The organism is Nocardiopsis sp. KDC1DS13DA1 (assembly GCF_055632325.1).
Genome location: NZ_JBVMUY010000025.1, coordinates 108,830 through 120,882 on the forward strand (window position 1 = coordinate 108,830; position 12,053 = coordinate 120,882).

16 protein-coding genes and 1 tRNA gene are annotated in these 12,053 nt (G+C 67.7%); 5 read left to right on the forward strand and 12 right to left on the reverse strand.

From position 1 onward, the window contains the following. Positions 1 to 465: 465 nt before the first annotated feature. From ACTVAJ_RS16655 to upp, 5 genes are all read right to left on the reverse strand, one after another. Positions 466 to 690 carry a hypothetical protein gene (locus ACTVAJ_RS16655; RefSeq protein ID WP_470389081.1) on the reverse strand — a complete coding sequence of 75 codons (225 nt, stop codon included), beginning with the start codon at positions 688 to 690 and terminating at the stop codon, positions 466 to 468. Positions 691 to 1,050: 360 nt separating this feature from the next. Beyond that, positions 1,051 to 1,560, reverse strand: a complete 510-nt coding sequence (locus ACTVAJ_RS16660) for a PH domain-containing protein (RefSeq protein ID WP_470389082.1) — start codon at positions 1,558 to 1,560, stop codon at positions 1,051 to 1,053. 21 nt (positions 1,561 to 1,581) lie between these two features. Then, complete coding sequence (locus ACTVAJ_RS16665) at positions 1,582 to 1,746, reverse strand: hypothetical protein (RefSeq protein ID WP_170293704.1); 165 nt, start codon at positions 1,744 to 1,746, stop codon at positions 1,582 to 1,584. A 214-nt stretch (positions 1,747 to 1,960) separates the two neighbouring features. Then, the gene (locus ACTVAJ_RS16670) at positions 1,961 to 2,203 is read right to left on the reverse strand and encodes a hypothetical protein (RefSeq protein WP_470389083.1); all 243 of its coding nucleotides are present in this window, start codon (positions 2,201 to 2,203) and stop codon (positions 1,961 to 1,963) included. Between the two features lie 414 nt (positions 2,204 to 2,617). Then, on the reverse strand, positions 2,618 to 3,271 hold the full coding sequence (gene upp, locus ACTVAJ_RS16675) for a uracil phosphoribosyltransferase (RefSeq protein WP_470389084.1): 654 nt from the start codon (positions 3,269 to 3,271) through the stop codon (positions 2,618 to 2,620). 325 nt (positions 3,272 to 3,596) lie between these two features. On the opposite strand from upp, the gene ACTVAJ_RS16680 reads away from it, so the two are divergent. The 4 genes from ACTVAJ_RS16680 to ACTVAJ_RS16695 all read left to right on the forward strand — a co-directional run bounded on the left by ACTVAJ_RS16680 (position 3,597) and on the right by ACTVAJ_RS16695 (position 5,207). Further along, complete coding sequence (locus ACTVAJ_RS16680) at positions 3,597 to 4,097, forward strand: tRNA adenosine deaminase-associated protein (protein ID WP_470389085.1); 501 nt, start codon at positions 3,597 to 3,599, stop codon at positions 4,095 to 4,097. A 42-nt stretch (positions 4,098 to 4,139) separates the two neighbouring features. Then, positions 4,140 to 4,625 carry a tRNA adenosine deaminase-associated protein gene (locus ACTVAJ_RS16685; protein WP_470389086.1) on the forward strand — a complete coding sequence of 162 codons (486 nt, stop codon included), beginning with the start codon at positions 4,140 to 4,142 and terminating at the stop codon, positions 4,623 to 4,625. 4 nt (positions 4,626 to 4,629) lie between these two features. Further along, complete coding sequence (locus ACTVAJ_RS16690) at positions 4,630 to 5,112, forward strand: nucleoside deaminase (RefSeq protein ID WP_470389087.1); 483 nt, start codon at positions 4,630 to 4,632, stop codon at positions 5,110 to 5,112. A 10-nt stretch (positions 5,113 to 5,122) separates the two neighbouring features. Further along, a tRNA-Ser gene (locus ACTVAJ_RS16695) sits at positions 5,123 to 5,207 on the forward strand. Positions 5,208 to 5,349: 142 nt separating this feature from the next. Here ACTVAJ_RS16695 and ACTVAJ_RS16700 read toward each other — a convergent pair. From ACTVAJ_RS16700 to ACTVAJ_RS16710, 3 genes are read right to left on the reverse strand one after another with little or no spacing between them, the layout of a single operon-like run. Further along, positions 5,350 to 6,555 carry a tyrosine-type recombinase/integrase gene (locus ACTVAJ_RS16700; RefSeq protein ID WP_470389088.1) on the reverse strand — a complete coding sequence of 402 codons (1,206 nt, stop codon included), beginning with the start codon at positions 6,553 to 6,555 and terminating at the stop codon, positions 5,350 to 5,352. A 28-nt stretch (positions 6,556 to 6,583) separates the two neighbouring features. Next, the gene (locus ACTVAJ_RS16705) at positions 6,584 to 6,793 is read right to left on the reverse strand and encodes a helix-turn-helix transcriptional regulator (protein WP_470389089.1); all 210 of its coding nucleotides are present in this window, start codon (positions 6,791 to 6,793) and stop codon (positions 6,584 to 6,586) included. Beyond that, positions 6,790 to 8,475, reverse strand: a complete 1,686-nt coding sequence (locus ACTVAJ_RS16710) for a replication initiator (RefSeq protein ID WP_470389090.1) — start codon at positions 8,473 to 8,475, stop codon at positions 6,790 to 6,792. Before ACTVAJ_RS16710 ends, ACTVAJ_RS16705 begins: the two co-directional genes overlap by 4 nt. A 68-nt stretch (positions 8,476 to 8,543) precedes the next feature. On the opposite strand from ACTVAJ_RS16710, the gene ACTVAJ_RS16715 reads away from it, so the two are divergent. After that, positions 8,544 to 8,756 (forward strand): hypothetical protein, encoded by a 213-nt coding sequence (locus tag ACTVAJ_RS16715; protein WP_470389091.1) that lies wholly within the window; start codon positions 8,544 to 8,546, stop codon positions 8,754 to 8,756. A 200-nt stretch (positions 8,757 to 8,956) separates the two neighbouring features. Here the strand turns inward: ACTVAJ_RS16715 and ACTVAJ_RS16720 are convergent, their stop codons facing one another. The 4 genes from ACTVAJ_RS16720 to ACTVAJ_RS16735 all read right to left on the reverse strand — a co-directional run bounded on the left by ACTVAJ_RS16720 (position 8,957) and on the right by ACTVAJ_RS16735 (position 11,970). After that, entirely contained in the window at positions 8,957 to 10,381 is a 1,425-nt protein-coding gene (locus tag ACTVAJ_RS16720; protein ID WP_470389092.1) for a cell division protein FtsK, read from the reverse strand. Beyond that, complete coding sequence (locus ACTVAJ_RS16725; RefSeq protein WP_470389093.1) at positions 10,381 to 10,626, reverse strand: hypothetical protein; 246 nt, start codon at positions 10,624 to 10,626, stop codon at positions 10,381 to 10,383. The genes ACTVAJ_RS16720 and ACTVAJ_RS16725 overlap by 1 nt, the downstream gene beginning before the upstream one ends. Positions 10,627 to 10,722: 96 nt before the next feature. After that, complete coding sequence (locus ACTVAJ_RS16730) at positions 10,723 to 11,127, reverse strand: plasmid replication, integration and excision activator (RefSeq protein WP_470389094.1); 405 nt, start codon at positions 11,125 to 11,127, stop codon at positions 10,723 to 10,725. A gap of 111 nt (positions 11,128 to 11,238) precedes the next feature. Then, the gene (locus ACTVAJ_RS16735; RefSeq protein WP_470389182.1) at positions 11,239 to 11,970 is read right to left on the reverse strand and encodes a GntR family transcriptional regulator; all 732 of its coding nucleotides are present in this window, start codon (positions 11,968 to 11,970) and stop codon (positions 11,239 to 11,241) included. Positions 11,971 to 12,053: the final 83 nt, after the last annotated feature.

The following is a 12,053-nucleotide window of genomic DNA, read 5'->3' on the forward strand; positions in this document are numbered from 1 at the left end:
ACAGGAGCACACGATCACCACAGGTGTGTGTGGGTCCGAGGCGACGAGATCGCTGAGGCCTCCCCGACCGACCGCGGTTCGACGACGCCGACGGAGCCGCACCGCTGGACAGCGTGCGTACGTGCTCGGAACGTGGGCGTCTGGCGCGGGATGTCGGGAACTAGATCAGCCTCATGACGCAAGACGATACGTCTCGTCTCGTTTGGCGTCAACGCGAGGGGAGTGAGACGGGTGTCACTCTCTGGAGGGCTCTCTCGGTCCACTTCAGGACAGTCAAATCTCCATTAACGGCTAAGCCGATTTGTCGACAAAGCGCTTCGCCGCCCCGTGGAGGGGCGGGTCCGGGTGGCGCGTGCGGGGGCGGATCACGTTCCGGCACGACGAAGGGCCGCCCCGAGGGGCGGCCCTTCGCGCGTTCGTGGTCCGGTCGGCGGTCGTGTCCGCCTGGTTCCCGGGGCGGGCTCGTCAGAGCCAGCGCGCCTCGGGGCGGGTCCGGCCGTTCTCGTCGGTGACCAGCACCCAGTGCATGATCGGGTGTCGCGACGTGGTGGTGTCGGCGTCCTCGCGCGGCTGTGGGACGCACGTGGGCCTGCTCGTCAGGCGCTGTCGGGTCCCGGGCGCGGTGCGCGTGCGCCGGCGGCTGGTCGTGGAGCGAGCGGGGTGCGGCGCACGTTCTGTCCTGCGTGCCATGAGACCCTCCTCGTTTCCGTATCAGATGGAACGAGTTAACCCTATGTTCACCTAAGAGTCAATTCTTATTCGTTGTGGAGGCCTGCCCGGAGGGTCCTGCTGCTCCGTGCGGCGGTGCCGGTTCGATCTGCCGCCGCCGCGTCATGCCAGCTCGGGAGGGGTTTCCGCCGGTTCTCGCCGGTGTCCTGGGGGCGGCGATGTGAGATAGGGGACTGTGGCGCCGAAGCAAGGTGAACAGAAGGTGAACAAAGGTCGAACCGGCGGCGCCGCACGGGTCGGGGAGGGTGGAGGGGCCCGGAAAACGCGAAGGGCACCCACCGCGACGGTGGGTGCCAGACGTCTTCCTCTGGTGTGTTCGGGCTACTCCTTGAAGATCAGCCCCACGACCTCCAGGTAGAGCTGTTCCGGGTAGGGAATGAAGTTGATCTTGCTCAACGCCTGGTCCTGACCCGCGGACTCCATCACGAAGGTGCCGTAGCCGAGGAAGCGTCCCAGCAGGGTCCGCTCGAACCTCATGTCGGTGACCTTGCCCAGCGGCATCATGTTGACCTGCCGTGTGATCAGCCCCGTCGTCAGCAGCAGACGGGCCGACGTGATGACGAAGTAGTCGACGGACCACTCGGCGACGCGCCAGACGAACCACACCAGCACCAGCAGCCACAGCCACCAGATGATTGCCAGTGCCGCGCTGTTGGCGGCGATCGACGTGTTGCTGAGGATCCCCGCGGCGATCAGTGCGCCGAGGACGGCTCCGACCGGTCCGATGAGGACCGCGGGATGGCGCCTGATGGTCACCACGTCCTGCTCGTGTGGCAGGAGGTAGCGGTTGACCGACGCAGGAGCGCTGTTACTCGACGCTACGAGCCGCATGGAACCCGACCCAACTCCCCACTACGGCAGCAGTGCGTTGACGAAGCGGGACATGGACTCCGCGCCGCCCATCAGGCCGCCCAGGGCGCTCTGGATCACTCCGGCGGCGCTTTCCGGTTGCGTGAGCAGATAAAACGCCACGAAACCGATGAGCGCGTAGCCGCCCCATTTCTTCAACTTCGCCACGACTGACTCCCTTTGGAATCCACCTGACCCACCGACCCAGCAGTGATTGTTCCATCGACAATCATGCCCGTAAAGCCTGGAGCGCACCCTCGGCGTGGCGGTATGTCGGCCGTTCGACACTTGCGGGCTCTGTCCGGTTCCGGTGGTGTTGGTAACCCTGGGGTTGACGGTCCGGAACAGGTGTCGCCGCGGAGCCGGGCCGGGGCGGCAGCCCCTAGCGCTGTTCGGCGAAGGCCAGGGCCAGGACCTGGAGGTGCTGCCGGGCGATCCGTTCCACGAGGTCGGGTGTGGCCGAGCCGGTCACGTCCTGGGCCCCGTGTCTGGCCGCGTCCACACAGCGGTTGACGGTCGCGGTGTGGTGCACCCCCGAGAACTCCGACGCCAGCCGGCTGACAACGGGGCCGTAGTGCGGGTCCAGGGTGAGCTGGGTGGTCGTGGAGGCGGAGGTCTCGGGCATCTCACTCCTTGAGGGTCGTGGGGGTGGATGGCAAAGCGTGGTCGGCCGGGGGCTTTGGGTAGTCGCCGTGGGGGTGCGTGAACCGTCCGTCGGAAACGGGCGGTGAGAGCGGTGGTCGGACCTTGCCCGGTTGATGGTTTCGGGCGGGAGGTCGCGGAGGTTACTGGCAGTCAGGAACCATGATCACTCTCATCTGTCACGTTCCCATCTCAAAACGAATTCGGCTGACGCAAAGCCGTGTCGTCGGTTGCGTGACGCTCGATCACCAGCAGGGGTGACGCGGCGCCATGGTGTCTCTGCCCGATTTTCGGCTGTTCATTCACTCCATGCCTAAAAGAACCAAAAAGCACCCAACCGGTGGTCCGGCTGGGTGCTGACACCTTGTGCGGCGTGTGTGGTCCGTGGGCTCCGAGGTCAGGCGCAGCCGTACAGTCGGTCCCCGGCATCGCCCAGACCGGGAAGGATGAAGCCGTTCTCGTCGAGGCGTTCGTCCACCGCCGCCGTCACCACGCGCAGGGTCGCGCCGTGGTCGGGGTCGAGGGTTTCGGTCAGCTTGCGCTCCACGGCCCGGAGGCCCTCGGGGGCGGAGAGCAGGCAGATCGCGGTGATGTGGTCGGCGCCGCGGTCCACCAGCAGCTTGAGTGCCGCCGCCAGTGTGCCGCCCGTGGCCAGCATCGGGTCGAGCACGTAGCACTGCCGTCCGGACAGGTCCTGCGGCAGGCGGTCGGCGTACGTGGCGGGCTGGAGGGTCTCCTCGTCGCGCGCCATGCCCAGGAAGCCCACCTCGGCCGTCGGCAGCAGGCGGGTCATGCCGTCGAGCATGCCCAGGCCGGCCCGGAGGATGGGCACCACGAGCGGCGTGGGGCGCGACAGCTGCACCCCCGTGGTCTCCACGAGCGGAGTCCGGATGGTGACGTCGGTCACCCGCACGTCCCGTGTCGCCTCGTAGGCGAGCAGGGTCACCAGCTCGTCGGTCAGGCGCCGGAAGGTCGGGGAGTCGGTCCGCACGTCGCGCAGGGTGGTCAGCTTGTGCGCGACCAAGGGGTGGTCGACGACCAGGGTTTCCAAAGCGTTCTCCGGTTGAGCTGGGATAACGGGATGATGGTTGGGGAGGTTTCGGTCAGCCCGAGTCTAACCGTGCGTACCACCCCGGACGGGGATCCGATCGCCGGCCCCGTCGCCCTTCGCGGCCGCCGGCCGCACCCGAAACGCGGTCTGGGTCGGGCGCAGGGCACCGACGGGTGAGCGGGGAACCGGTTCTCGTGAGAACGTGGGGCGCGTTGACGGGTGACAAGGGCGACCCCGGAACGGAAGTGATCGTTACCATGGCACTCGCACGGGCGGTCGGGCGTTCCTTCGCCCGCACCGATACACCAGCCGGGTTGGGGTGACGATGACAGTGCTCGATCATGGCGACGACGACTCGGGTGACTTCGCGGCCGTCGCGTACAGGGAAGAGGACTGCTGGGACGTCGACCTGCTCCCGGTGGCCCTCACACACGACCTCAAGGGTCTGCTCCACGCGCTCCGACAGCAGCCGAGCATCAGCGGTTCCCTCGGGCTCGTGGCGGTCGGAGACGACTTCTTCATCATCGCCCGGGTCTACGGCGAGGAGGTCTCGCTGTTCCTCTCGGACGTGACCGCCTCGGTCGACTGGCAGGTGGCGCGCGACGTGCTCGACTACCTGGACATCGACCTGCCCGACGACGACGATCTCGACCAGGTGCTGCCCGCCGGTGACCTGTCGATCGTCTCCGACCTGGGGTTGGACGAGATGGAACTGGGCGCACTCGCCGGAGACCTCGACCTCTATCCGGACGAGGTGCTGGCCAGCGTGTCCGAACGCCTGGGATTCGCGCAGTCCTTCCAGCGTGTCCTGGACGGTATGGGGTAGGGCAGACCGGGAGGACCACCACGGAGAACAGGAGAGCACGAGGTGTCGACCTTCGCAGCTGTCTTCGCTCCCAACGGGAAGGCGTGGCGGGGAACCGAGGTGGATCTCGGGGCCGTGGACCTGATCGACGACGTCACGGACCTGATGATCGACTTCGCGGTCGAGCGGGGGAGCGACCTCGCTCTCCTGCTCCTGGAGGCCGATGACGAGTGGTTCGCCATCGTTCGGGCCGAGGAGAGCGGTGACCCCCGGGTCTACCTGTCCGACGCCCGGGTGGTGCACGACCACCCGCTGGCGATGGTGCTGGCCGAGACGGGCGGACTCGTCGAACCCCAGCCGCCGGAGAGCGCGGGGGCACGCCCCAACCCGGTGCCGACCGGGGACGGCGACCTGCTCACCGACCTCGGGGTGACCGAGGACGAGCTCCGCTCGCTGTCCACCGGAGGGGGCGTCCTGCCGAGCGACGTGCTGGCGGTCGTGGCCGAGCGCGCCGGGTTCGGCGACCTCCTCGACGGCATGCGGTTGTGACCGGGTGATCGCCAGGGAGGCCGCGGACGCCGCGCTGCGGTTGGCGATCGCGGAGGGCGAACGGGCCCTGGAGACGGATGACGTCCCCGTGGGCGCCGTGGTGCTCGACGCCGACGGCTCCGTCCTGGGCGCGGGCCACAACGAGCGTGAGGCGACCGGGGACCCCACGGCGCACGCCGAGGTGTTGGCGCTCCGGGCCGCGGCGCGTGCGCGCGGTGAGTGGCGGCTGAGCGGCTGCACGCTGGTCGTCACACTGGAGCCGTGCACGATGTGCGCGGGGGCACTGGTGCTGTCGCGGGTGGACGGGCTGGTCTACGGGGCGCGTGACGCCAAGGCGGGGGCGGTCGGGTCGGTGTGGGACGTGGTGCGCGACCCCCGGCTCAACCACCGTCCGGAGGTTCTTCCGCCGGATCTGGTCAGCGAGGATGTCGCCGAACGGTGCTCCGATCTGCTCTCCCGGTTTTTCGCACGCCGCCGTATCCGGTAGAGTTCCTCTCGGTGGAGTCGCCTAGTGGCCGATGGCGCCCGCCTCGAAAGCGGGTAAGGGGCAACCCTTCGAGGGTTCAAATCCCTCCTCCACCGCACGAGGCCGACGTTCACGCAGGTGAGCGTAGGGCCGGTAGAGGTAGCGAAGGCCGGTTGGTCCGGGCCGGTGCACATTCAGTGCACATGGTTCGGAGCAACCGGCCTTTCGCGTGTCCGGGGTCGGTTCCCGGATCCGGGGTCACGCGGCGGGGGCGAGCGCCAGGACCCGGGCGGCGTCCATCGCTTCGGCGACCTCGTCCAGGCGGTCGGGGAACAGGTGCCCGTACCGGTCGAGGGTCATGGTCGCGGTGGCGTGGCCGAGCATGGCTTGCACGACCTTCACGTCCGCCCCGGCTGCGATGGCGAGCGACGCGGCGGTGTGGCGCAGCTTGTGCGGAGTCAGGCCCAGACCGTCGAACTCAGCGTCCCTCACGGCCTTGTCGAACTCGCGCCGTCGCCAGTTGCGCAGGCGTAGGGGCGCACCCCGCTTGGTGGCGAACACCAGGGCGTCATCCGGCCGCCCGTCGACCAGGGGCGCCAGCTCGGGGACCAGGGACGGCGGGATGGGGACCGTGCGGCTCTTGCCCGTCTTGGGAGACTGCTCGACCAACGTGCCTTCCACCTCAGCGAAGGCGGTCGTGATCCGGATCCGGCGCCCCTTCAGATCCACCCTGCCGACGCGGAGGGCGGCGGCCTCGTTGAAGCGCAGGCCCGTGTAGGAGAGCAGGAGGATGAGCGGTCGATTGATCCGAGCGCCTGCCGCCACCTGGTCGTAGGCGGTGCGCAGGGACGCGGCGGCGTTCGCGAGCCGTTCCACTTGGACGTGGTCGAGGTAGACGTGTTCGGCCTCGGACGGTTTGGGGAGCGGGACGCCCTTGGCCGGGTTGAAGGGGATGCGGCGGGGGACGCACCAGCCCAGGACCATGGACAGGACGCTGTGCACGTGCCGGGTCTGGGAGGCCCCGAGGTTCGAGCCGCCTTCCTCCCGCGGCTTCTGCATCTCCGCGATCCAGACGGCGATGTCCTCGGTGTGGATTGTCGAAAGAGGGATCTCGCCCCACCGGGGGAGGAGGTACAGGTCCAGCAGGCCCCGGTACTTCCACCAGGTGGACCGCTTGATGTCGGTGCGGGTGATGAGCCACTTCTCGGCCTGTTCCCCGAAGGTGGCCTTGCCGTCGTTGGGGTTGCGGTAAGAGCCTTCGTGGAGGCTGTTCTCGATCTCGGTCTGTCGCTTCTCGGCGTCCGGCTTCTTCTTGAAGGTTCCGCCGCTCTTGATCCGGCCGGAGGGGTCGTAGTAGCGGACCATCCAGCGGGCGGGCGGTGTTCGCTTGGCTGCCTTAGCCTTCTTCACCGCCTCGTTGTACGCCTTGTCTTTCGTGCGGTCGTAGACCCACGCGCGAGCCATCAGAGAGCTTCCTTCCAGGGGTAGGGGGTTACTGGGATCGGACCCAGGCGTGGACCTCATCCGGGAGGTAGCGCACGTACCGGCCAACTCGGTGAGAAGGCGGGCCGTCGCCCTTGTACCGCCACTCATAGAGCGTCTTGGCTGGAACACCGAGGTAGGCGGCCGTGTCCTTGACCGACCACAGCGCCGATGCTGGCCGGGGCTGTGGGGCGGTCTGAGTGGTTGTCGTGGGGGTCATGCGGCCCTCGTCTCGTGCGTTGCCGAAAGATCGTTCTGGCGGGCAGCCTCCAGTTGGGCGCGGCGTTTGAGGGATTCACCAACCGCCCGGAGTAGTCGGCGTTCGCGGGGAGCGACGTCCGGATCGGTGGGTCTAGCCAGTTCCCAGGCGAATCGGCCGGAGTTGACCGAGGCCAGGACAGGTGATCGGGGATCGTTCTCGTCCTCTTGGCCCTCGTTGTTCGGGTTGATCCCCAGCGCGTCCAGGACCCAGGCCAGCCGGTCCGCCTTGTGATCGGCGAGGGTCTTGCCCGACCACTTCCGAGAGACCAGGACCCGCCGTCCGGCGTAGCCCAGGTGTTCGCGGCGGTGCGCCTTGGACCGGCAGAACCCGGGACGGAGCCCCGCCTTGGTGTCCTGGGGCTGGATGCCGTAGCGGAGCCAGTTCGCGCACCGGGGCGAGCACGGTTCGAATCGGAGTGCGTCCAGGAGTCGGTCCACGTGCTGTTCCTGGGAGAGGGTTTCGACCTCGTGGCACTCGGCGATGTCCTTGGTGAGGTACTTCGCGAGGTACCGGACGCACCGGTCAGCGTCCGCCGAGCCCGCAACCACGCCTTTGGCGTCGACCTGTCGGCCGAACCGCACCACGTGGTGGGGCTCAGCGTCGGGATCCTCGTCCAGAGCGTCCAGCGCCTGTTCCCAGGTGGGGAGGAGTTCGCCGGTCGACGGGTCGACATAGGCACCTGTCGATTCATCCCAGATGGGTAGCCGGTCACCCTCGTAGACGACCTGGTCGGCCGGAGGCCACCACACCTGGTGGTAGGTGGCGGCGGCGATCTGGCGCAGCTCGGCCCGGGGAATCGTCCCCCTGGTGGCCATGTGCAGATGCGGAGCCAACCGCCGTTGCGGTTCCACGGCCGCGAAGTACTGCACATCGAACCCGGCCACCCGTCGCAGGTTCTGCACGAACCGATCGACCAGCTTGGAGAAGTGCAGGGCGTCCCGGGCAGCCCGCCGATAGTCATACGTGGACGGATCCACCGGGGTCCCGTCCGAACGAACCCGGCCGTAGGAGTCGAGCGTGAGCGTGATGAACAGCGACGGACGGAACACCCGACCCGTGTTCGGATCCGTGTAGGCCCGCCCGACTGTCTTCCTGGTCATGGGCCGCTTGGGAAGGTCGGGCACGTCCTGACGTCGCTTGGTGGAGCGGACCCGACGCGACCCCGACGACGAGGAGCCCGAGCGGGTGACCGAGCCCCGTAGCCCGGAGGCGGTGATCTCCTCGTCCAGGTCCGAGATGACCGAGTCCAGGCGAGCCACCTCGTCAGCCGAGGCATCCCCCGACGCGGCCAGCCGATCCCGTTCGGTGGTGACCACGGCCCGCTGTTCCACCCAGGAGCGTTGCGTCTCGGAGGGCGGGTCGGGCTCCACCACGGGTTCAGAGGCCAGGTGCCACCCCTCCTCACACTGAGTCCGGCGCAGGGACCGTTTGCGTCGAGCGCAGGCGGGGCAGCGGGATTCGAGGGTGGACCCGCACGGGACGTCGATGATCTCGGTGGCACCGGTGGTGATGTCGGTGCGTCGAAGGGAGACCGGACGGATGCACACCCCGTGGTCGGCGGCGACCTGTTCGGCGACCTCGCGGGCCAGGGGTTGCGCGAGCCGTTCGGCGCGGGTCGACTTACCGGTAGGCGTCGGCATCAACCCACCCCCACGATCACAGAGCGGGAGGCCCCCATCGCATGCAGCCGCAAAGACCGAGGACCGGCATGATTTTCCACTGGATTGGGTTCCTGGTCTTCATCCCCTTCCTGGGGTGGCACATGTGGGTCTTCGAGGACGGCCGGTGGAAGGTCCTGCCCCTCGTCTGGGTGCTGTTCTTGTGGTTCCTGATCCGAGACACCCGCGAGTACCGGCGCTCGATGCGCGAGTACCTGGAACACCAGGCCACCCAGAGTCCAGAGGAGGAATCCACCCCGTAGACCCACCCGCAGTCGATCTAGGGATTCTTCATGGCTAGACCCCACTGGTTCGTAAGAGTCCTCGGCATTGCGCCGTTTGTGATCTCGATGCTGCTGATCATCTATGGCAACGAGGCCGCGATGTTGGTCTGGATTGGCGTGTGCTGTCTGGGCACGTTCGCGATGCTCGTGCTCACATGGCGAAAGCACAGATTGCGCGATCATGACGCCCCTCCATCCGAAGAGGAGGCCGCGCCGTAGCGTTCAGTCATGGCGGTGATGTCGTCGTCGGACACGTACGCCGCCCGGACCCGGACCGGTGCTGGGGAGCCCTCCATGCGGACGTAGCCCACCCCGGGAAGGCCAGGGTCGATCAGATGCGCGTTCGCTCCCCGGTCTCGGGCGCCCTCGCCGAGGATCATGTCGACCTGGGACGCCTCATCCAGACGGAGAGCGACCTTGTCCGGGAACAGGTTGCGCAGGTTCATCACCTCCTTGCGCGGATCCTGGAGAGCGGCCAGGACCGCGAACCCGACCGAACGCCCCTGCGAGGTGAGGGTGGCTATGGCGTTCTCCGCGCGGCGGCGGACGTCGCGGTCGGGGTGGTAGGCGGTCAGGAACGCCACCTCATCGAGGACCACCAGAACGAACGGGTCGGCCGTGGTGGGGGTGTGGGAGCGTTGGCGTCCGGCGTAGCGTCGTGCCCGGTCCTGCATGTCGGCCACCGCTGATTCCAGGACGGCCACCGCGGATTCGCCGTCATCGGCGTACCGGGCGAACAACGACCGCCCGTAGGACAGCTCCATCCGTTTGGGGTCGATCGCCCACACCTGCGCGATCCCCTCGGAGACAGCGGGCAGGGTCGCGCGGATGGCGGACCAGATCACCGACCCCTTCCCCGCACCGGTCACCCCAGCCACCAGGACATGCGTCCCGTGCAGGCGAAGCAGCCACTCGGAACCGTCCTCGGTGACACCGACCGGCAGCGCGGACAGGTCCACCTCGTCCGGAACGTCGAAGGCGTCGAGGGGTTCGGCCAACGTGTCGTGTCGGGGGAACTCCAGGGTGATCTTGCGCGGCCCCTCCACCACCACACGACACGAGGGAGCGCCGAACCCGTGCGCCAGCTCAGACACTCGGGTTTCGAAGTCGACCGGGGAGGTCCCGGCCACGAGGGTCACCCGGACCCGGTCGGCCCAGGAGGTGCAGGAGACACGGCGGATGCGGGGCAGGTAGCGGCGTTCCTGGTAGGACTCGGCCAGCCCGGAGATGACCAGGACGGGTTGCCAGTGCCGGCGGTAGACCACCACGTGCCGCCACCACGCCAACAGGCGCAGGGGGACGCAGACCCGGAACGAGTCCGGCCAGACACGCCACCACACCAGCGCGGCCACCGAGGCGGTTGCCCACAGCACGGCCAGGCCCAACCAGCCGAACCACCACCACGCCGCAGCGGAGGAGACCAGGGAGCCGACCATGACGGGGAACCGGAACGGCAGCGTCACCAGGAACCGCACCAGCCGCCACATCCACGAGGAGAGCACGACGATCCCCGGGGTTTCCACGATCGGGGTTGTCCACCGCACACCCTGGGCCGGAGACGGCAACGTCGGGGACGTCTGAGTGGCACCCACCTTGGACGGCATCACTTCTCACCCCTGTCCGTGATTTCGCTGAGGACCCGGTCCCGGTTCGTGCGAGCACGCTCGGCGGCCTTGGCCGCGTCGGGGTTGCCGTCCCGCTCCGCGATGAGCGCGAACACACGGGCCTTGAAGTCGAAGAACTCCGCCCACTCACCAGGGGTGGTGCGGGGGGTGTCCACCGCTTGGAGGAAGAGCCGGACCAGCCGTGCGCCGGAGAGCCCGGACAGGTCGGTGGGGTAATCGGACATACTTGAAGACACCTCTTGTGAAAGTTGGGAAGCTTCCGAGGGGATCAGGGGCGGCTCAGGTGTTGGCGCACCAGGCCGCCCCGCTTCATGCACGCCTCAGGCGGCGTCCTTGGTCTGGGAGCGACGACCACCAGCGGCGCCGGGAGCCTTCACGCCCCGCGCCCGCAGGGAGTACGCCACCCGGGGGCGGCGACCGTTGTCGTCCACGTAGGGCATGACCGCCATCTGTTCGAACTCGATCGGGCGGAACGGCAGCCCCGGGACCTCGTCCGGCAGCGTCGGGCACACCTGGGCGGCGACCTTGACCTTGACCGACTTGGCCTTGCCCCGCGCTTCGGGGTCGGCGTCGATCACGTCCACCGCCCACAACGGCAGGCCCGAGTCCTTGTCCAACTGGGGACGCTTGGTCTCGAAGTCCGTGATCGCCTCCACCCCCAGAGCGAAGGCCCCGTGCGGAAACACGGTTCCGAACTCCACCGGCAACGCACCCTGAATAGCCATGGTTGTCTCCTCATCAGATATCCGCTTGACCACTTGTTCGGTCAAGTAAGTTGCACTCTAGCCAACTCAACTTGATCAGACAAGTGGATGAGTGGTCAGAGGGGCGAGTGTCTACGTCGCCGGGTAGGTGTCCTCAAGCTCGTGCAGGTCACCGGGGAGCACAACGTCAGTCACGGCGATCACATCCCCGGACCCGTCGAGGACACGCGCGATGATGCCCAGGACGGGGGTCCCCTCGTCCAGGCGAAGCGCTTCGGTTTCCTCACCCGTGGCCAGTCTGGCGGAGAGGCGTTCGTTGATGGTCGCGGGGCGAAGCTGTTTGACCATCTGTAGGTGCTCACGGACGCCGATGCTGATCATGTCGTCACCCCCGACATCCGTACCGGACGCCACGTCGAGGGGGAACCACAGGGTGACGAGTTCACTCGGTTCGCCGTCAACGAGGACCAGGCGCCGACGCATGACGGCCGGTGAGCCGTCCGGCAATCCCAGTGCAATCGTGATCGCTGTCGGAGCGGAGACACGTCCGGCCTTGATGATCCGGCTGGTCTTGGCGTCCTCGGAGGAGTCGAACGCGCTTGCTCCCGCATGGGAGCGCTCAGCCGTGGATCGAGGAACCCCGCGAACGAACGACCCGCGCCCGTGTTCACGTTCGATCCACCCTTGCATGCTCAGAATCTGAAGAGCCCGGACCACTGTGGAACGGCCCGCGCCGAACTCACGCACCATCCGAGACTCGGAGGGAAGCATGTCCCCCACCGGGTATGTGCCGTCCTCGATGCGCTCCTGGATCGCGTGAACGATCTGCACATACTTGGGAGGGGCATACTCCAAGCTCGCCATGTCAATCACCTGGTGACTCTAGTACTCGTGTGGACAAGCAGCCTACTTTGACCGCTGGCTCCTGTCAGGACCCGGGGTCGCTC